Below are 21,115 nucleotides of genomic sequence, written 5' to 3' on the forward strand. Positions count from 1 at the left end.
AGCTTCCTTGATGTCGTCGATCACTCAAATTTTGCAGAGCAGTCAGAAAGGCGACAGCGCCAAAACGGACCAGATGTTCTCGTTTCTGTACGACGATCTGCGACGGATGGCGGGCCGGTTTCTGCAGTCAGAACCGCAACGCGAACGTTTGAGCAGTTCCTCTTTGGTGCACCAAGCCTATGTGCGAATGGTGGATCAGGACCACGTCGACTGGCAGGGCAAGACTCACTTTTTCGCGATTGGAGCGACTGTGATGCGTCGCATCCTGGTCGATCACGCTCGCCGAACCCAGGCTCAGAAACGCGGGGGCGGTTGGATCCGACGTCAACTCGACGACGAAGTCACCTTCTTGCTGGACCAAGACGACGACGTCGTTGCGTTGGATGAATTGCTGCAACAGTTGGCTGCGCTGAGTCCACGGCAAGCCCGCGTGGTGGAGCTGCGATTCTTTGGCGGCCTAGGAATGAAAGAGATCGCGGCTGAGCTGAAGTTGGGTTTGCGAACCGTCGAGAAAGAATGGGCAATGGCCCGTGCTTGGATGCGAAGAGAACTTCGCGACCCAACCGACGAGCGTGACGCAGCTGACGAGCCGATCGAAGAAACCAACGGTTCCGAATCGCACGACGAAAAACGTTCCTCATGATGGACGCGGATCGTTACCAACGCGTCCGCGACCTTTTCTGGGAAGCCGAAGAAATCGACAGCGACGCTCGGGAGGATTTCATCCGATCCCAAGCCGGCGGCGACGAGGAACTGGTTCGCGAGGTGCTGTCGCTGCTTGCTGAACACAATCCCGAAGCCGCTCACGAAGAGGGCAAGGCCGCCCGAAGACGAGCCACCGGGTTTGGCAACTTGCCGTCCTCCACCACGACCAGCGATCGTGTTCCCGAGAACCTGCCGCAACCGGATCCCGAAAACGCGTTGCTCGCCGAACGCATTTCACAGCTCACCGCCACCGGCACGAAGAAGTCGTCCGCCTCCGATGCACCATCGAGCAACACGCCCAAACCATCGAGTGAGGCGTCGCCTTCGTCCCAACGCCGTGAACCCTCACCAAAGTCCACCGGGCAAAACACGGTGCACTCGGCACAGCGGACTCACGCGATGCCGCGGCACCCGGAAGACCAACGTCGTGAGCAACAGCGGGCGCGGCGCAAAACACTGACATCCTTTGGTCCCATCGACCGCGCCAAACAATTCGGCTGGTTGGTTTGGATTCTGACCGCCGCATTGCTGGTCGGAATTTGGAGCATGGCGTTGTGGGTCGATCGCAAAAATCGCGAGCAGAACGCGGCGGCCTCCAAACGTTCGCTCAGCCTGACGCTGCGTGTTGCGACGCTGAAGATGGAACGACTGCTACGACGCGACAAAGACTTCACCAAGGAGCTTGCCGGTCATCGCGAAATTCGTGAAATGTTCGGTGCGTTATCTACCGACGAAGATTCCTCCTCCGTCAACCTGCCAGAAACGATTCAACAGGCGTTGAAAGAAGTGACTCCCGCGGACGACGACATCAATTCGCGGGATATGCCGAGGTTTGAAACGCCGGACGTTCTTTTCTTCAGTCGCGACCTACAACCGATCGCGAAATTTGACTCTCAAGTCGAGTCATCCGATGTCCTGGAAAATCAACCGTTTCGACTGCCGCCGGAAGGAGCCGCGAATCTTGCTCGCGCGCTCAGCGGCCAACCCGTGCTGAATGCCCCCTCATCACTGTCGGATTTGGTCGGCACTGAGATCGCATCACAACTCAGCCGCGACCACACGAATTCGCTCGCGTGGATCATTCCAGTTCGCGGTGACGATTCGGAATCGCCGGCTCAGCAATCATCATCCAGCGGCGAAGTCCTTGGCGTCGCGGTCGCGGTCATGTCCAACACCAGTCGCTTGCTGAATTTGATGTTGGCCTCCATCAGCAACAACAACCAAGCCGACGCTTACTTGGTCGACCGCGACGGATACATGTTGAGCCACAGCGTGAACCTGAATCCCAACATAGGAACCACGCAAACAACAGCCCTGCGGGTTTCAGAGATCCCAACACCAGTGGAAGCGGAACAACGCATGCGGCGTTTGGCACAACGAGCCGAACAACTCGCCGAGACGGACGACGCGAGTGCCCGTCAAGCAAGCTCAGAAACCGTTTATCCGCTGACCTTCGCCGCGGCTTCGATCGCACAAAGTGCTGACTCACAATATCGCGACCAACCTTACCGAACTTACACCGGTCAATTGTGCCGGGGCGCGTGGCAATGGCTACCAGAATTCGGGATGGGTATGATCGTGGAAAGTCCCGCGAATTTAGGCCAAACCCTATTCGCGTCCGCTTGGCCATGGGCGGCTGTGCTTTCGCTGTTTTCAATCGCTCCCATCGTGATCGCAAAACGCCTCTGCAAGAGGTCTCAACCATCCACCACCAAGCAACCTTTGGGGCGTTATCAAATTCACGAAGAACTCGGTGCCGGCGGCATGGGAGTCGTGTACCGAGCCAGCCACATGGAACTCGGGCGCGAAATCGCTTTGAAAGTGCTGCGAGTGGACCGTCAAGACGATGATGACCACAAACGTTTCGACCGCGAAGCCCGATTGGCCGCCAGCCTGAGCAGTCCTCACAGCGTCACAATTTATGACTACGGACGCAACGAACGGGACGAAGCGTTCTGCGTGATGCAGTTGCTGGAAGGCCTGACGCTTTCCGAGGTTGTCGCTCGAAGCAACCATCAAAATCCCGGTCGCGCCATTTGGATCATGCGGCAGGTGTGCCAAGCCGTCCTCGAGGCTCATTCCAAAGGCCTGATGCATCGTGATCTGAAACCGCAGAACATCATGCTCAACTTCGACGCGATCGTTGGCGATTGGGCCGTGGTGTTTGATTTTGGCTTGGCCAAACCATTGGAACCCAACCAAGGCGTCTTCCAAACGGCGGAAACCGTTTGGGCGGGAACCCCCATGTACATGGCTCCCGAACGATTCCGCGCACCATCCGTGATGGACCCGCGGAGTGATGTCTACTCGCTGGGATGTGTCTTATACTTTCTGTTGTCGGGACGCCCTCCGTTCGCGGAGTGTGATCCCGAGTCCATGTTTGCGTTGATCCTGACGCAAAAACCGCTTGAGATCGCGACACATCGCGGAGAAGCCATCGATCCGGAACTGGACGCCATGGTTCAGGCTTGCATGGCCAAAGACAAACACGATCGCGTGGGATCGATTGCTGACCTGATCCGACGCCTTGACGCACTCGCTCCACGCTACCCTTGGACACTCGAAGACGCTCGTCGATGGTGGCAGCGTCACGCTGATGAAGAACTTGCCAAAAAGCTTTGAATGGATCCGTGGATGGTGGCTGCGTTTTTGGCGTCGGCCACGATCCTGGGTGATACTGATCGCGGTGGTGAGCATCGTCGATGCGATCACCCCACCGGACTGGGCGGTCGTCGTCGCTCACTTGATCGTTCTGCCACTGGCTTGGGTCTTTTTACACCGTCGGTTCATCACTTGGTTAACGGCAATCCAAAGTGTGTCCGTCGCGGCGGTTGGCTTGCTACATGTCTTTGGCCCGATCAGCCGGTGGTTCACCGAAAGCACGGAACTGGAAACGTTGTCCTGGATCGAACCGGTCCGACTGTGGACGTTCTTCGCTTTGATGGCGACGGGTTACTTTCACGTCTATTTGCAAGGCCGACTGCGCACACGTCTGAAGCATCAACGGATGCTGCAACACCGTGTCAATCGAAGGTCGCTGCAAATTCGTCGCGTCAACCGTGCCTTGCGGAACGAGGTCACGCGACGGCAAGAAACCCAACACCGGCTGGATCAAAGCGAGACAACCTTTCAATCCTTGATCGACCGCATGCATCTTCAGGTCGCACGCAAGAGTGCCGAAGGCGTCTTCACTTACGCCAACGAGCAGTTTTGCAACGACATTGGAATGACTCCGGTCGATGTCATCGGCAGCACCGACGCGGAACTGTTTGGTGAATCGATTGGCGAAAAGTATCGCGCCGATGACTTGGTCGTGATGTCCACCGGCCAAGCCGTCGACAAGGTCGAGGTGCACCCGGGCCCGGATGGACGCATCGGTTTTGCTCAAGTCTTCAAAGCGCCAGAATACGATCAAAACGGACAGTGCGTCGGTGTTCAGATCATCTTCTGGGACATCACCGAAAAGCACCGAAACGAAATTGCACTGCGTGACAGCGAAGCTCGCAAACGCGCTTTGTTTGACGCAGCGGGCGACGCGGTTCTGCTCATCGATTCCGAACGATCAATCGTCGAAGCCAACCCTTCGGCGAGCAACTTATTGCAGGCCGGCGGCGGTCGATTGGTGGGTCGCCCGCTGAACGATTTGATCTCACCCGCTGACACCCACTGGTCCACATTGCCGTTGACGCAGCGCCACCAACTTCGTCTTCAACGAGGTGATGGCACGTCGTTTGAGAGCGAAGTCTCCATGCACAACATCCCGGTGGGTGACGCCACGGGACATGCCGTCATCATTCGCGACGTCACGCTCCAACAGGAAGCTTTCGATGCCATGCGGGAGGCGAAGGCCGCTGCGGAACAAGCCAACCGAACCAAGACTCAGTTCATGGCCGGCATCTCACACGAACTGCGCACCCCGCTGGGCGGCATCCGCGGGCTAACGGACCTGCTGGGTCAACAAACATTGCCCAATGCGGCACGTCGATATGTGAACTTGATCGCGCAAAACACGGAACTGCTGCGCGACGTGATTGAAGACATCCTGGACTTCGCCGCGATCGAAGCCGGGCGTGTCGCGATTGATCCGATTCCGATCGATCTGCACGAGGTCGTCGGAGACGCTTTTGGTTGTCTCGCGGTTCGCGTTGCTGACAAACCAGTTCGCCTCTGCATGTCGATCGATCCGAACACGTCTCGCCGCGTGATCGCGGATCCCAAACGACTTCGTCAAATCGTGATCAACCTGGCGGGCAACGCCATCAAATTCACCAAAGAAGGCGAAGTCAGCCTGCGACTTCGCGTGTTGCCGGATTCTTCTGACTCACGCATCGGCGGCGATTCAGTCGCGCATGTCGATCACGACAGCGAATACAAGAATGCAGAACTCGCTCGGTTTGAGTTGGTGGTTGCTGACACGGGAATCGGCATCGCCCCTGAAAATCAAACTCGAATCTTTGACGCGTTCGAACAAGCCGACCGGGGGACCAACAAGCAATTCGGTGGAACCGGGTTGGGGCTGGCGATTGCCAGAGGCTTGGCACAGCGAATGGGCGGCGACATCACGGTCAGCAGCACCGTCGGCGAAGGCAGCCAGTTTCGCTGCGTGGTCGTGCTGCCGCTGGACGAGAAAACCAAGCATGTCGGCGTCGCATGTCCTGTTCCTCGAGAAGGTGACACCGTGGTTGTCTCGGTTGGCAACGCAACCATGCAAGACTCCATTGCGGAAACGTTGCTGCATTGCCAATGGCCGATTCGCACACCGTCGAAACTGGACACCACTTGCAAACACTTGCATTGGATCCTGACCGATCAAACGGCGGATGCGGCGTTTCGAATTCGGGCTCGCAAATCAAGCGACCGGGTCATTTGGATCACTCGCGCGGGTGAACCCACGCCCCGTCGTGCCAAACGCGAAGACGCGGTGGTCATCGAACCACTGCACCCCGACGAACTACGCCGTTGGCTCGCCGGCAAACCTTTGCTTCAATCCAGTCGCGGTCAACGAAAACGAAGACGTGGGACCAAAGGCTTCACCACCAAACGGATCGAATCGGCCGTCCCCGCGGACACCCCAAAAAATCTGACCAAACACCCCACCCAAGCAGAGCCAGCGGACGGAAGCCATGGAGCATCTGAACCTGCGGAAGAATCCGGGTATCGATTGTTGGTCGTCGACGACAGTGCCACCAACCGGCTGGTCATCCACGATCAGCTTGTCGCTTCGGGACACCGAGTTCAGACCGCCGACTCGGGCGAAGTCGCGGTCGAACGCGTCGCCAACGAAGCATTCGATTGCGTCATGATGGACTTGCAAATGCCAAACATGGATGGCACGGAAGCGACGCGGAAAATTCATGAAATCGCAACGACCGAAGGCCGCACCGCACCGCCAATCATCGCACTGACGGCGCACGTCACGGATCAACACCGCAAACTTTGCCGCGAAGCCGGAATGGATGGTTACATCACCAAACCAGTGGACCTTGATTTGTTGTTGTCAGAGATCGAACGTGTCCTCGCGTTGCGCGGTGAGTTGCGTGGAGAATCGGGTCCAAACATCGGGTCCGCGTTCAAAATCGAAAACGAAACGTCGTCCGCAAACTCACCACCTGATCGAGCCCTGAATCAGACATCCGACGACGGATCGCTGAAAACTGCAGATCAATCGATCGATTCATCCGCCAACCATCAATCCTCCATCCCCGCGAATGACGATTGGGATTGGCGATCGCAACTGTCCAAACACTGCGGTGGCGACCCGGCCACGATGGATTCCGTTTGTGATGCGTTTTTGATGGAAGTCCCGGCGCTGCTCACCAATCTCAAACGAGGTGCCAAACAAGGCGACCCCAAAAAACTGCGTTCCGCATCGCACACATTGAAGTCGTGCCTGCGATACTTCGCTCCGAAAGACGACGTGGCTCATGCGGCGAAGATCGAATCGGCCGTCCAAGACAAACAGTGGGTTGAACGATTGAAACAAGCGACGCAGACCGGTTCCGCTGCCGATGGCTCTTCCGAGGAAGCAGCCGCCATCGAAGAACTTCATGCGACCGCCACCAAATGGGTGACTCTCATTCGCGAATCTGCGGACCAACGTTAGAATGAATCACCGGGTGAAGAGTTCGATTCTTCACACGAATCGTTTTCGCGTTGAGTGCGCGAAAACCGTTGTACGCATGGTGGATTGCCCTTCGTTTCGAGTTGCCACATGAAAGCCGCTTTCATCACTGAACCTGGACCTGCGAACTCCATCGAGATTGGTGAGTTGCCGGATCCAACTCCCGGCAACGGTCAAGTCGTGATTCGCGTCTACGCTTCCGCGATCAATCCCATCGACACCTACATTCGTTCGGGCACGATCGCGATGGAATTGCCGCAACCGTTCGTTCCGGGATGCGATGCGGCGGGGGTCGTGGAAAGCGTTGGCCCTGGCGTCAAACGACTGGCCATCGGAGACCGCGTGTGGTGCACCAACCAAGGTCTGCTCGGCCGGCAAGGCACGTTGTCAGAATTGATTGCGGTCGATGAAGGTTGGACGTTTAAACTGCCGGAGCCTGTTCCCTACGAAGACGCCGCCGCTTGCGCGTTGGTTGGTGTCACCGCCCATCTTGGACTCTTTCGCGAAGCCCAACTTTCGCCGGGCGAGAGCATTTTGGTGATCGGCGGCAGCGGCGGTGTCGGTTCGATGGTTGTTCAAATGGCCGCGGCCAAGGGTGCTCGCGTGATCACCACCGCCGGCAGCGAGTCCAAGGCTCAGATGTGCCGCGACTTGGGTGCCGATGAGGTCATTCTTTACAAAACTGAATCGATCGAAGAACGAACCAAAGCGTTGGCTCCGGATGGAGTGAACGTGTTTTGGGAGACTCGTCGCGAACCTGATTTCGAAATGGCTGTCGATCTGATGGCGGGACGCGGACGAATGGTTTTGATGGCGGGTCGCGATGCGAAACCGGCGTTTCCTGTTGGTCCGTTTTATGTCAAAGAATGCTCGCTGCATGGCTTTGTCATGTTCAAAGCGACTCCCATGGAAATGAAGAACGCCGCCGAGGAAATCTCGCAATGGCTGGCCGCTGGCAAACTTTCGGCCAACATCAGCGCTCGCTTCGATTTGGACGACGCCGCCAAGGCTCACGAACTGCAAGAATCCGCGACGCTGGATGACAGCAGTCACCTGGCCGGGAAAATCATCGTCAAACTCAACTCGTAATCCAACATGTCATCAACCATCCCCAATTTTGAAGCTGGTGTTCCCTGCCCCAACACCGGACAACCGCTGCTGCCCGCCATTGCGCAAGACGCCGAGACCGGCCGCGTGTTGATGCTCGCTTGGATGAACCGCGAAGCATGGGAAGAAACACTGGCGGGTGAACGTGCCGTTTACTTCAGCCGTTCGCGAGGCAAACTTTGGCGGAAGGGTGACACCAGCGGGCACGCACAAATTGTCCGCGAGATTCGGATCGATTGCGATGCGGATACCATTCTGCTGTCAGTCGAACAGACCGGAGCCGCGTGCCACGAAAATTATCGAAGCTGTTTCTTCCGACGCGTCGATGCCGATGGATCGACTCACATCACCGAAGAAAAACTCGCCTGAGCCGAGACTTCACGATGTAGGCTTAATCTGTTTCGCAGCGGGAAATCCGTCGGGCAATGGATGTACATCCGGATGCAGCGTGTTGGCCAGAATCTCCAAGCTGTCCACCAATCGCGGCCCGGGGCGGCTGAAGTAAGCTGAACCGTCGACCACATAAACGCGTCCGTGCTGAACGCATTGCATCGATTGCCAACCGGGATAGTTTTTTAGAATCGGCAGGTCTTGCAGAGTTCGCTCGACACTGAACCCGCAACACGCGATGAACAAGACCTCCGGATCGGCTTGCCGAATTGCATCCCATGGTGTGGTGACCGATCGTTCACCGGCTTTGCCGATGCATTCGCGACCACCGGCCAAGTGAACCAATTCGGGACTCCAGTGCCCCGCGCTGAAGGGTGGATCGATCCATTCCAACAACATCACGCTGGGAATGGAATTCTGCGAACTGGATCTTAGCTCGTGACTTCGCTTGGCGACCTGCTCCACGCGACGGGTCAGTTGCTTGATCAGTTGTTGTGCTTGGCTTGGACACTCCGCCGCATCACCCACCATCTGAATGCACTGCATCATCTCGGAAAGGTTGGTGGGCTCCAGGTTCACGACGTTCGGCTGTCCCGGCAGCGAACACGCGGCGGCGTTGACCTCCGATTCCGCGACGGCACAAACATCACACAATGCTTGCGTGACGATCAAATCAGGCTGGAGCGATTCCAGCACCGGCATGTCCAACGAATACAACGCCCGTTCGGTTTGAAGGCGTTCGCGCACGAGAGCGTCAATCTCGCCACTCGTTGCATCGTTCGGGATCAACGTTTGCGTCACCTTGGGCAGCTCTTCCACGCCGGTCGGGTAATCGCACTCGTGCGTGACGCCCACCAATTGGTCCTGCAAACCAAGAGAGCAAATGATCTCGGTCGCACTGGGAAGCAGCGAAACAATCTTCATAGATGTTGGTCGTTGAGAATTGATGCAAACCGGTCACTGTAGCACCGTCATTGAGAGCCCAACATGTGCCCAGCCCCGGCAAGGCCCGGATTCAATCGCTGGCACTTGCTTGGCGAGTTCGCAGCAACGATGATCGAAGCCCTCTCATTCCCACCCACGGGAAAGATCCCGCCCACACCCCACCTCGAGTCGCCCCCATGAAGCTCGCTGCACTTCGGAATCCCGGCATTGGAATGTTCCTGCCGAAGCTTTCCATCTCTCGCGGAAAACAATCGCTCACTTGTTTGTCGTTGTTTCTGCTGATCACGTCGTTCACGAATTCATTGCCGGCGGACTCACCCGATGCATCCAACCAGGCTCGGCGAGAGATCCAAGAAGGTGTTCCCCAAGGGAAATTGACGCGAGGCGTTTTCGAGGCGAGCAAGGTGTTCCCGGGGACTCGTCGTGACTATGCGGTCTACGTTCCGGCTCAATATCAATCCGACCAACCCGCCAACCTGATGGTCTTCATGGATGGGTTGAACTACGCCAAGCCCAATGGTGCTTATCGCGTTCCGACGGTGCTCGACAACATGATCGCCGACGGAACCTTGCAACCCACCATTGCGGTGTTCGTAAACCCCGGAACCATCGTCGCAACCAAGCCCGACGCAAAGAACCGTAGCAATCGATCGTTCGAATACGATTCGCTCGGTGATCGCTACGCAACGTTCTTGATCGACGAATTCCTTCCAGTCGCATTGGGTGATTTGAATGTCGCGACCGATCCCAAACAACGCGCCGTCGCGGGCAGTTCCTCCGGTGGGATTTGTGCCTTCACCGTGGCTTGGGAACGACCGGACCAATTCGGAAAAGTGTTGTCGCACATCGGCAGTTACACCAACATTCGTGGTGGATGGGAATACCCTGGCTTGATCCGCAAAACAAAATCCAATCCAAAACCACTTCGTGTCTATTTGCAAGACGGACGTGATGACCTGAGCAACTTGCACGGCAGTTGGCCACTCGGAAATCGTGACATGGCAGCCGCGTTGCAGTTCGCCGGTTATCCCTACAAATTCGTGATGACCGATGGTGGACACAGTGGCAAATGGGCGGGTGAAGAACTTCCCGCGGCGTTGGAATGGTTGTGGGACGAGAACGCTGAATCCACCCACATTCCTCATGTCTCGACCAAGCCTAAATGGGAACCGCACCCGTTGGCTGTTGCACGCGAAGATGTCCCCCACGGCACCGTCACCGAAATGCCCATTTGGGAATCCAAAGTGTTTCCCAACACGATTCGGAAGTGGGCGATCTATGTGCCGGCTCAGTACGATCCCAGCACGCCAGCAGCATTGATGGTGTTCCAAGACGGCGAGCGGATGCGTGACACGAAAGGCCGCTGGCGGATCCCGACCGTGCTGGACAACCTGATCGCCAGCGGCGACATGCCGCCAACCATCGCCGTCTTTCTCGATCCCGGCCACGACAAGGACAAACCTAGGCGAGGAAAGAAATCATCCAATCGTGGGTTTGAGTACGACAGTCTTGGAGATCGCTACAGCCGGTTCCTGTTAGAAGAGATCCTGCCGGAAGTCGAGAAGCAATACAACTTGTCCGACGATCCCAAGATGCGAGCCATCGGTGGATCCAGCTCCGGTGCCATTTGTGCCTTCACCGTCGCTTGGGAACGCCCCGATCAATTCGGCAAGGTCTATTCGAGCGTTGGCAGCTTCGTGAATCTTCGCGGCGGCGATGCGTACCCAGGATTGATCCGCAAGACGGAACCCAAACCGATTCGCATCACGATGTCGGACACCAGCGGTGACAACGACAATCCATTTGGGCATTGGCCCATCGCGAATTTACGCATGGCTGATGCGCTGCAGTACATGGGTTACGACGCTCGATTGGATTGGGCCGAAGGCTATGGGCACAACGCCGACTACGGCAGCTATCAGTTTCCCGCCGCGATGAAGTGGCTGTGGCGAAACGAGTCCCACACACCGCAAATTGACACATCAGATGACTTGCGCGGCGACCTGACGTTGTTGAACCTATTGATCCCGGATAAAGATTGGGAAGTGGTGGCCAAAGACTTGGGATTTTCAGACGCACCATGCAGTGATAACGAAGGCAACTTCTACTACTGCGACATGCGTGCTCCTGCCATCGTTCGAGTCGATGCTAGAGATCAATCCAAAACCACCATCGCGAAGGAATCCGTCAGCGGTTTGATGTTTGGCCCGGACGGTTTGATGTACGCCTGCCAAGGATCTCAAAAGCGAGTCATCTCGATCGATCCCAACAACGGCGAAGTCAAAATCATCGCGGAAGACGTCGCCCCGAATGACTTGGCCGTCACCGATGACGGTTACCTGTTCATCACCGAAACACGCACGCATCACGTCACGCGAATCAACATTGCCACCGGAGAGAAAACGATTGCCGATGAAGGGTTGGTCCGCCCTAATGGCATCGCCTTGTCCAATGACGGAGGAACATTGGCCGTGTCGGATCACGGCGGCGAAGTCACTTGGACTTTCCGAGTCAATCCAGGCGGAATCTTGGACGCGAAGATGCCGACCATGCCTATGCGATTGCCAATCGACCCCAAAGGCGAATTCAATTTCAACCAACCACCGCCGTACTTGACGGCCTCCAAGGGAGACGGAATGGCCGTCGACAAAAAGGGTCGCTACTACGTCACCAGCGCCGTCGGTGTGCAGATCTTTGATCCGACCGGGCGTCCTTGCGGAGTGCTCCCCACGCCCGATCCGACGAAACCACTGACCAGTTGTTTTTTGGCGGGGCCCGAACATTCACATCTGTATGTGACCAACGGCCCAACGATTTTTCGTCGCCAGCTTAGCGTCGAGAAGTAGCGAGGAAAGACCAACGTCGTTCAGGCTGGCGTGACTCCGCCTGAACGACCAATGGTCGACATCGCTTCCACTCTGACGCGGCCTCGATCCGCGTGAGCATGCCTCAGGCGGATCGATTGCTGGGCAGCAACGATCGAAAGAATCGCGGCAGCATCCCCATGTAGCAGGAACACTGCGGGCACACGGTGCTTTGTTCACTGACGAGGAATTCACACCTTGGGCAGGGGCGTCTTGATTCGGTTGTCTCGGCGACCGTTTCCTTGGTAGCGGACTGTGAACCGGGAGCGACATCGGCCACGCCCAAGATTCGCATCACCCCGGTGTCTGACAGGGGATCCCGCGGTGCAGTGCTGTTCATGGACGGCATAACTGGTTCCTCCATCGGGATGGTGACCATCGCTTGGCATTTGGGACAGGGAAGAGTTTTCCCCGCCAGCGCCCCAGCGGCTCGCAAATGATGCCCGTTCGGACAGGTCAGTGATCTTCGATTCATTGTTTTCATCCTGAGTTTGAGTTCCGCGCTGCGATCCAATGGCGTTCGGCACTGCTGAGCTTCAATGCCACTGACCGGCCGGAGTTCCGGGGAAACAACTGAAAAGAATGATTCTCAATAAAACGCACGCTCCATAGAGTTCCGGCGGAACCTTCGCGCCGCATTGGGGTTCCAACGCACGAACGTTCAGCTACGAGTAGGAAATCCTGATGCAGAATCGACTGTTACTAGTCGAAGACGATCCCCATTTGGCAGCGATGGTCTGTGACTTTCTTCATGAAAACGGTTTCGAAGTCGAAATCGAAAACGATGGAGAGTTAGCCGCCAAACGAATTGTCCACGACCGCTTTGATGCGGTTGTGCTGGACATCGGTTTACCCGGAATGAACGGGATCGATGTGTGCCGCGAGGTACGCCGTCAATTCAACGGTCCGATTCTGATCCTGACTGCTCGTGGCGAAGAAATCGACGAAGTGGTCGCGTTGGAAGTGGGGGCCGACGACTTCATGAGCAAACCGGTTCGGCCGCGTGCATTGCTTGCGCGGCTCAAGAACCACCTTCGAAAATCGGATTCGCAAATGCTAGAGGAAGATCAAATTGTCGTTGGCGATCTGATCGTTCATCCCGCAAAACGCCAAGTCACCATCGCTGGCACCACCGTCGACATGACCACCGCGGAGTTTGACTTGATTGAATACCTGGCGATTCGTGCCGGATCGGTCGTGGCCCGCAAAGACATCTACGTCGATTTGCTGGGATTACCGTATGACGGTTTGGATCGATCCATCGACCTGCGAGTCTCTCGGGTTCGTCGCAAACTCGGGGACGATCCCAACCAACCCACGCGAATCAAATCCGTTCGCGGGGTGGGTTACCTGATGGCGAAGTGAGCCGTTGCGGCTCAGTGGGCCGCCGCGTGTTGCTCCATCCGTTTCGCCAATTCCCGAGCGTGTTCGCCTGTCAGCATCGAGAAGTGATCCCCGCTGGTCTGCTCACTGCGAACTTCACTGGCCAATCGCGTCGACCAATCCAGGTGGTCAGTCCAGTTCTCCCCAGATGAGCTTTCCAAAGCCGTCGTGCTTTCGGGCAAGATCAATTGCACCGAAGGACTCTTTGGATTGATCTGGTACCCCTTGATGAACTTCACATGTTGCCGGCTGGTGTCGATCAACTTGCGGACCATCTCCGGGGACGCGGATTGACTCAGTACTCCAGCACGTTGAGCCTCTTCCAACACGCGTTGCCAAATGCGGTCCGTGCCTCGAACATCTTCCAGTTCGTCCGAGGTCAGGTGCATATCCGTTCCTGAGAACGCATTGGAAAATTGGATCAGATCAGCGACGAACTGAACGTCATCGTTGGGATCCACGTTGCGATAGATCGACGGCAAAGGCGTGTCGAGCAAACTGACCGAAATATTTTCGCGGCCCGCTTCTTCTAAACGACGAGCCAACTCCAAAGCGAACACGCCGCCGGCGGACCAACCGATCAATCTCAGTTCATCGTCGGCAAAGTGTTGTTCAACGAGACCAACATACTCGCGCATCATCGAATCCAACGACGTTGGCGGTTCGCTGACGCCATCGGATCCACCACCCACCAACGCGTACACGGGTTGATCCTCGTCCACTTGCTGAGAGAAATCGAGGTAGCACGCGGATGAACCACCCAACGGGTGCACACACAACCAAGGCGACCGGTTCCCGTCAGACTTCAAAGGAACAATCAAAGCCGACGCTTCTTGCTTTCCGGATCCCTTCGCAGTCGTTTTGTCGGTCGCCTTGGAACCGTCGCCGTCACCAAACTGAGACACGACATGTGACACCAAACTGTTGATCGAAGGAGATTCCACCAAAGCTGACATCGGGATCGTGATCGCCAAGCGTTGTTCGAGGTTGTTCTTCAGTTCCATCGCGATCAACGAGTCCATCCCCAACTCGCTCAGCTTTTGCTTGACGTCAATTTGCTCGGCTTCCCATCCCATCAGACGAGCCAGCTCCGTCGCAAAGTACTCCCGCAAACGCTCGGATCGGTCGTCCTCATTGAGCCCTGCAATCTGTCCCCGGAATTCATGATCGACCTGATCTGTCGAACGTTCCGAGTCCGCTGTTGCTTGATCAGCAAACTCAGCGAAGAACGGTCGGGTGCGACGCATGCTCTGAATCATCGCCGGCCAATCGACGTCCATCACGGCGACATAGCGATCACCAGCATCGACGACTTCCTGCATGGTTTCGAAACAGGCTTCCGCGGGAAGCAACCGCATGCCACGAGACTGCAACTGCGACGAGCGATCTTCGGTCGCTGCCATTCCCGATTCCGCCCAGGGCCCCCAAGCGATGCTGGTCGCTGGCAAACCCATTCCCCGTCGGTAATCTGCCAGTCCATCCAGAAAACTATTCGCCGCAGCGTAGTTGGCTTGTCCGGGCGAACCCAAACACGCAGCGATGGACGAGAACATCACAAATGATTCCAGAGGCAGGTTTTTTGTCGCCTCATGCAAGTTCCATCCACCCTGAACCTTGGGCTGGAACGGCACTCGCAGTTGTTCGTCGGTCATGTCCATCAGCAATCCATCACGAAGCACTCCCGCAGCGTGATAGACATGGCGAATCGGAGGCATCGTTGCTGGCAGGCTGGTCAGAGCCGCCTGAAGCGATTCCAGCCGACCGACGTCTCCTTGCACCACCTCGATGTTGACGCTGTCCGCTGACGCTCGAATGGAATCAATCGCCGACGCAACTTCGGCGGATGGTTCCCGGCGTGACAGCAATGCCAAACTGCGGTGCCCATCTTCCACCAGTCGTTGAGCCAGCTTGAGCCCGATCGCTCCCGTTCCGCCGGTGATCAACACCGATCCTAATTCCGTTTGCGTCGAGGATTCCGACTCACCCGAATCAAGATCCACCCCGGTCGCCATCCGCGTGATGACTTTGCCGATATTCTTTCGCTGCGCCATGTAGCGGAAAGTTTCGACCATTTCGGTTTGATCGAATTCGGTGCAGGCAATCGGTTGCAGTTCGCCCGAGTCAACCTTCTCCGACAGCTCGTTCCACAACTTTTCAATCTTTGTCGGACGTTGGCGAAGCACACGGTCCAAGTCGATGGCGTGATATGACAAATTGTCCTGAAAGGGAAGCAAACCGACTTTGCGGTCTTGGTAGATGTCCGTCTTGCCGATCTCCAAGAACCGTCCGTAGGCATTCAGCACGCCCAAGCTCTTAGGAATCGCATCACCGGGAAGCGAGTTCAGGACAACATCGACTCCTTCGCCGCCAAAGGTACGTCGAATGTCATCGGCAAACTGAGTCGTCCGTGAATTGAAGACGTGCTTCACGCCGCAGCCACGCAAAAATTCACGTTTCTCGTCGCTGCCCGCGGTCGCGATGACTTCTGCCCCCAACAATTGAGCGATCTGGGTCGCAGCCAATCCAACGCCGCCTGCACCGGCGTGAATCAAGACTCTCTCACCGGGTTGAACATCGGCCAAATGCACCAAGCCGTACCACGCCGTTAAAAACGCGATGGGAATCGTCGCCGCATCCACGTCGTCCATTCCGGCTGGCCTTTTGACCAACGTGTACTCGGGCGTCTTCGCATGAGAACCAAATGCAAACGGAGCGACTCCCATCACGGAATCCCCCACTTCGAAACGCTTGGCATCGGGACCGACCGCCGTCACCGTCCCAGAGCACTCGATCCCCAATGGAACCACTTTGTCAGTGATCCCGGGATACAGCCCCATCACTTTCAACACGTCGCTGAAGTTCAAACCAGCGGCGGCGATACGAATCTCGACCTCGTTTCCGATCGGCTCCTCGCGTTCCATCGGCTCGAAGTACAGTGAATCAAAACTACCGGTTTGACGGAAACGCAAACGGTGCGGTTGAGCCGGGATGGTGATCGCGGTGTCACCATCGGTTGACTGCGGCAACTGCCGTTTCGCCAATCGACCGACCAGTCGTTCCCCACCGCGAAATAGCACGTGGTCTTCGCCATCTGCGTTCACCAGTTCCGAGGCAAGCAAGGAGGCGTTCTGGGCTGCTGATTGTTGCGGATCCAAATCCACCAAAGCCGGCTTCAGGTCGGCGAGTTCCATCATGCCAACACGAACCATTCCCCACAGAGACGACTGCGTCAATTGCGTCGTTTCCATGTTGCGTGCATTCCCCGAAACGCTAGATTGTGCACCTTCGGTGACATGCCACCACCCACGAAATTCGCTTGAGACGGGGACGTCGACGATCGCGGAGCGAAGTTGTTGCAATGCCAATTGGCAAAGCGTTTCCGATTGATTCGCCACGTCAGAAACTTCCGCCGAATCGCCAGCGGCCCACAGCGAAACGATCGCAGCCAACGGCCCCGCGTCTGACTGTTCACCCGCGAGCGTTTTCCAATCGCTCTGGAGATCGCCAGCGACGACCGTCGCGCCCTGTGCTCGCAAGCTCGAAACGACCGCATCGCGACGCGTGACATCGTCACCAAGCACCCACACTTGTTTTCCGCCAAGATCGCCCTCCGATTCAGCCGGAAATTCCTTCGATGCTTCCCAAGATAGCTGATACAACGCATCGTCGAGCGACTCCGTGGCCTCGCCACCAGCACGCCCAACGCGAGTCACTCGCACTCCGGTCCATTCCGCGACCACCTCATCGCGATCATTGACCAGCCACACGTCGCCTTCCACGAACTCCGGATCCAAGACGTCGCCGGCGGAAGTTCGTTTGCCGTAGGTCCGCAGCGTTCCCGCGGGGGCTTGGTACACCGTGGCCACACCAACCTTCGTCGGCATGTAAGTGGCTTCGCTGAACGTGTCATGGTTGGGGCGAGGCACCAACGCAGAAAACGTTTGCATCAACGCATCGCCGAGCACGGGATGCAAAACGTATTCTGCGAACTCGTTCTGCGTTGCTTCATCACATTGGATCAAACCGACGGCTTCATCCAAGGAATAATCCACTCGCTGCAGCATTCGAAAACGCGGCCCGTATTCCAATCGCCGTTGCGACATCAGGTCGTAAAATTCGCCGTGATCCTTGCCCCCGACATAACGTTGACCGACCGTTGCCAACTCGTCGGGAGCCGCGACCGCGACGGGCTCTGATCCCTCATTTACTTCGGCGGGCACCAGCGTTGCTGACATGTGGCGTTGCCAGGTGTCCGAATCGTCGGATCGATTGCGAGAAAAAATCTCCAGCGAAAGGCTTTCGTCAACGATGGTCTGGAACGCTTTCCAACTTTCCTTGCTGACGAACATCGCCTGTTCAATCGATGCGTCCGTCACTTGGTGATGGCCCTCGCCGAACCGTTGTCGTGCAGCGGCGAAGGCAGTTTCCACAAACGCCGCTCCCGGCAAATTGACAGAACCCTGCACCGCGTGATCGGCCAAGAACTCGGGCGAATCGGCCGACAACGCATTTTCAAACAGACGACTTTGAAGAGCCGTCGGTTGCAGTCGCCCCAGCAACGGATGCAACGCATCACCGGACGCATGACTCCGTGACGGATCCCCCACAATTTCGTCGGATGGATCCAACCAATACCGTTGTCGATCAAACGGATAAGTCGGCAACACCAATCGCCGACGTTTCCACGGCTGATCAAACGCCTTCCAATTAACCTTGGCTCCTCGACAGTGCACATCCCCAAGTGCTTCGCAGAGCGTGTTTTCGTCATCGTTTCCGGATCGCAATGACGTGGCCCAAGTCAACTTCGAATCAGGCAAACAACGACGTCCCATGCCGGTCAAGATCGGAGAGGGCCCAACCTCGAGCATCACGTCAACATCCATTTCTTGCAAAGCATGCATGCTCGGTTCAAACCGAACCGCTTGGCGAATGTGGTTGCACAAATAATCCGCATCCCACGTGCCCTCAAGCGTCTTGCCGGTCAGGTTACTGACCAGCGGAACGCGGGGCTTCTGGAACTCGCATTGCTCTGCGATGGATCGAAACTCATCCAGCATCGGTTCCATCAATTGCGAATGAAATGCGTGAGACACCTGCAGCGACTTCGATGCGATTCCGGCTTGCTCGCAGTGACCGGCGAACTCCTGCAACTCAGTCAAAGAACCGGAAACGACCGTATTCTGAGGCCCATTCTCCGCGGCGATCGACAGTGTTTGCTCATCATCGACGCAGAACATCCGCAATTGTTCGGCAATCACATCGGACGATTCAAACATGGCCGTCATGCCGCCGCCCTCCGGCAAGGCTCCCATCAAACGACCTCGATGAGCGATGAGCCGCAACGCGTCGTCCAAAGTGACAATGCCTGCGACACAAGCAGCCGCGAATTCGCCCACGCTGTGCCCCATGACGACGTGCGGCTTCACGCCCCAAGACAACCAAAGCTGTGCCAACGAGTATTCGATCGCGAACAAAGCCGGTTGGGTGTACTTCGTTTGATGAATCAGATTTGAGTCCTGTTCATCGCCATACAAGACGTCCAACAAACGTTTGGGCAGCAGGTCTTTCAACCCTTCGTCGCATTGGTTCATCGCCTCGCGAAAAACGCCGTGCGTTTCATACAGCCCACGCCCCATCCCGGGAGCTTGCGACCCTTGGCCGGTGAACAAGAACGCGGTGCGAGTCGATCGACTGGTGACCGTGTGGCCACTTCGGATTCCGGGGCCTTTCTTTCCTTCACTCAGCGACGTCAATTGCTTGAGCAGTTGAGCTTCATCGGAAAAGACGACGGCCGCACGTTGCGGATGATGCACACGTCCCACGTTCATCGTGTGAGCGACATCCAGCACGTCGTCTTCGGTGCTTTCTAGATGCTGCTGCAATCGCAAGGCGACTTGGGAAATCGCTTGTTCACTTTTTCCGCTGAGCGTCATGACATGACTGGTTCTCTCTGGCGGTGGTGCCTTGGGTTCGCCCGCATCCACCGTTGCGGACGAGAGATGCTGCTGCAACACCAAGTGCGTATTCGCACCTCCAAAACCAAACGAGCTCACCCCAGCGACCAAGGGTTCTCCATCCACCGGCCAAGCGGGTGATTCACTGGGGATCACGATTCGCGAACGTTTGAGCGACATTCGCGGATTCAGTTTCTGCAAGTGAAGCTGTCCAGGAATGGTTTGATGTCGCATCATCAGCAACAACTTGATGATGCCAGCCACACCCGAGACCGTTTCCATGTGACCGACGTTGGCTTTGACGCTGGTGACATAACATGGCGGATCGACGCCGGGTTGCCCTGCAAACACCTTGGTCAGCGCGTCAACTTCGATGGGATCTCCCAGAGGCGTTCCGGTGCCATGTGCCTCGATGTAGTTGACTCGCGAAGCGGGAATACCGGCTTCCTTGAGAGCCGCGCGAATGACCGCTTGTTGAGAAACGCCGTTGGGCGCAGTGATCCCGCTGGTGCGACCATCTTGGTTGGTGGCGCTGGCAAGAATGGTTCCCCAAATGTGGTCGCCGTCGCGTTCCGCGTCACGCAAACGTTTCAGCAACAGCATGCCGCAACCTTCGCCGCGAACGTAACCGTTGGCATCGGCGTCGAATGGTCGGCACTGACCATCCGGCGACAACATGCGAGCCTTCGAAAACGCGATCGTTGTCTCAGGAGTCAGGATCGCGTTCACTCCGCCGGCCAGCGCCGCATCGCATTCGCCCGATCGGAGACTCTGCACCGCCAAGTGAATCGCCATGGTCGACGATGAACACGCCGTATCAATCGCCATACTGGGACCGCGAAGATCCATGATGTATGACAACCGGTTGGCAGCAATGGACAACGCGTTGCCCGTTCCGACGTGGGCATCGATGTATTGGTAGTAACCATCGTAGGTCGATGGCACCTTCGAATAGTCCGTCCCACCGATGCCGACGTAGGCACCGACCGAAGTGCCCGCTAATTGGCTGACGGGAATACCTGCGACTTCAAATGCCTCCCAACTGACTTCCAACAGCATCCGTTGCTGCGGGTCCATCCGAGCCGCTTCGCGTGGTGAGATGCCAAAGAACTTAGGATCAAATTGGTCGATGCCATCGACCATGCCGGCACGACGCACCGACATCCGCCCCGCTTTTTGACCGGTCGGATCATAGAGCGAATCCACGTTCCATCGTTCGGGCGGGATTTCGGCCGTGGCATCAATGCCTTCTGAGATCACTCGCCAATACGCATCCAGATCCGGTGCACCGGGGAAGCGGCACGACACGCCCACGATGGCAATCGGTTCGGCGGAATCACTCGCTCCCAGTTTCGCATTTCCGCTTTCGCTCTTGGTTTGTGATCCGCCCGCGGCCGTGGCACTTTGCGATTTGGCCAGTCGTTTTCGCAGGGCCGCTCTTTGTTCCGGAGAGAGCTTTGCGAGTCGTTCGGAAAGATCACGTTCGGGCGAATTCACGATGCAGAAGCTGGGTTGTTTGGTCAGGCGGTTGTCGAACGGATTCACGGAGCCGAGCGATTCCCACGATTTTGGTTAGAAAGCCGAGAATTACTAGCACGGAGTCAGACCGGGAAGCTCTCAATTGTCAGTCGTCGATGCGGGAGTTT

At 56.8% G+C, this 21,115-nt stretch carries 10 protein-coding genes; 7 read left to right on the top strand and 3 right to left on the bottom strand.

Annotated elements, in window-relative coordinates:
* Positions 1-10: 10 nt before the first annotated feature.
* From LOC70_RS09230 to hisI, 5 genes are all read left to right on the top strand, one after another.
* Positions 11-643 carry an ECF-type sigma factor gene (locus tag LOC70_RS09230; RefSeq protein WP_230253322.1) on the top strand — a complete coding sequence of 211 codons (633 nt, stop codon included), beginning with the start codon at positions 11-13 and terminating at the stop codon, positions 641-643.
* Positions 640-3,327 (top strand): protein kinase domain-containing protein, encoded by a 2,688-nt coding sequence (locus LOC70_RS09235; RefSeq protein ID WP_230253323.1) that lies wholly within the window; start codon positions 640-642, stop codon positions 3,325-3,327. The genes LOC70_RS09230 and LOC70_RS09235 overlap by 4 nt, the downstream gene beginning before the upstream one ends.
* Positions 3,328-3,331: 4 nt before the next feature.
* Entirely contained in the window at positions 3,332-6,808 is a 3,477-nt protein-coding gene (locus LOC70_RS09240) for a response regulator (RefSeq protein ID WP_315857241.1), read from the top strand.
* A gap of 108 nt (positions 6,809-6,916) precedes the next feature.
* Entirely contained in the window at positions 6,917-7,915 is a 999-nt protein-coding gene (locus LOC70_RS09245) for an NADPH:quinone reductase (protein ID WP_230253325.1), read from the top strand.
* 6 nt (positions 7,916-7,921) lie between these two features.
* Positions 7,922-8,302: a phosphoribosyl-AMP cyclohydrolase gene (gene hisI, locus LOC70_RS09250; RefSeq protein ID WP_230253326.1), complete on the top strand. Its 381-nt coding sequence runs from the start codon at positions 7,922-7,924 to the stop codon at positions 8,300-8,302.
* Between the two features lie 9 nt (positions 8,303-8,311).
* On the opposite strand, the gene LOC70_RS09255 is transcribed toward hisI, so the two are convergent.
* Complete coding sequence (locus tag LOC70_RS09255; protein ID WP_230253327.1) at positions 8,312-9,247, bottom strand: cobalamin-binding protein; 936 nt, start codon at positions 9,245-9,247, stop codon at positions 8,312-8,314.
* Between the two features lie 197 nt (positions 9,248-9,444).
* On the opposite strand from LOC70_RS09255, the gene LOC70_RS09260 reads away from it, so the two are divergent.
* Positions 9,445-12,114, top strand: coding sequence for an alpha/beta hydrolase-fold protein (locus LOC70_RS09260; protein WP_230253328.1), 2,670 nt, complete (start codon positions 9,445-9,447; stop codon positions 12,112-12,114).
* 103 nt (positions 12,115-12,217) lie between these two features.
* Here LOC70_RS09260 and LOC70_RS09265 read toward each other — a convergent pair whose 3' ends face one another.
* On the bottom strand, positions 12,218-12,607 hold the full coding sequence (locus tag LOC70_RS09265) for an ATP-binding protein (RefSeq protein WP_230253329.1): 390 nt from the start codon (positions 12,605-12,607) through the stop codon (positions 12,218-12,220).
* A 209-nt stretch (positions 12,608-12,816) separates the two neighbouring features.
* Between LOC70_RS09265 and LOC70_RS09270 the strand changes: the two genes are divergently transcribed.
* Positions 12,817-13,497 carry a response regulator transcription factor gene (locus tag LOC70_RS09270; protein WP_230253330.1) on the top strand — a complete coding sequence of 227 codons (681 nt, stop codon included), beginning with the start codon at positions 12,817-12,819 and terminating at the stop codon, positions 13,495-13,497.
* 11 nt (positions 13,498-13,508) lie between these two features.
* On the opposite strand, the gene LOC70_RS09275 is transcribed toward LOC70_RS09270, so the two are convergent.
* Complete coding sequence (locus LOC70_RS09275; protein ID WP_230253331.1) at positions 13,509-21,014, bottom strand: type I polyketide synthase; 7,506 nt, start codon at positions 21,012-21,014, stop codon at positions 13,509-13,511.
* Between the last annotated feature and the right edge of the window lie 101 nt (positions 21,015-21,115).

The organism is Rhodopirellula halodulae (assembly GCF_020966775.1).
In the GTDB taxonomy this organism is placed as follows: Bacteria; Planctomycetota; Planctomycetia; order Pirellulales; family Pirellulaceae; genus Rhodopirellula; species Rhodopirellula halodulae.

What these genes read in the sequence shown, in the direction of transcription:
- LOC70_RS09260 (WP_230253328.1), top strand. Translation starts at nt 9,445, where the DNA reads ATGAAGCTCGCTGCACTTCGGAATCCCGGCATTGGAATGTTCCTGCCG.
- LOC70_RS09235 (WP_230253323.1), top strand. Translation starts at nt 640, where the DNA reads ATGATGGACGCGGATCGTTACCAACGCGTCCGCGACCTTTTCTGGGAA.
- hisI (WP_230253326.1), top strand. Translation starts at nt 7,922, where the DNA reads ATGTCATCAACCATCCCCAATTTTGAAGCTGGTGTTCCCTGCCCCAAC.
- LOC70_RS09255 (WP_230253327.1), bottom strand. Translation starts at nt 9,247, where the DNA reads ATGAAGATTGTTTCGCTGCTTCCCAGTGCGACCGAGATCATTTGCTCT.
- LOC70_RS09230 (WP_230253322.1), top strand. Translation starts at nt 11, where the DNA reads ATGTCGTCGATCACTCAAATTTTGCAGAGCAGTCAGAAAGGCGACAGC.
- LOC70_RS09245 (WP_230253325.1), top strand. Translation starts at nt 6,917, where the DNA reads ATGAAAGCCGCTTTCATCACTGAACCTGGACCTGCGAACTCCATCGAG.
- LOC70_RS09270 (WP_230253330.1), top strand. Translation starts at nt 12,817, where the DNA reads ATGCAGAATCGACTGTTACTAGTCGAAGACGATCCCCATTTGGCAGCG.
- LOC70_RS09265 (WP_230253329.1), bottom strand. Translation starts at nt 12,607, where the DNA reads ATGAATCGAAGATCACTGACCTGTCCGAACGGGCATCATTTGCGAGCC.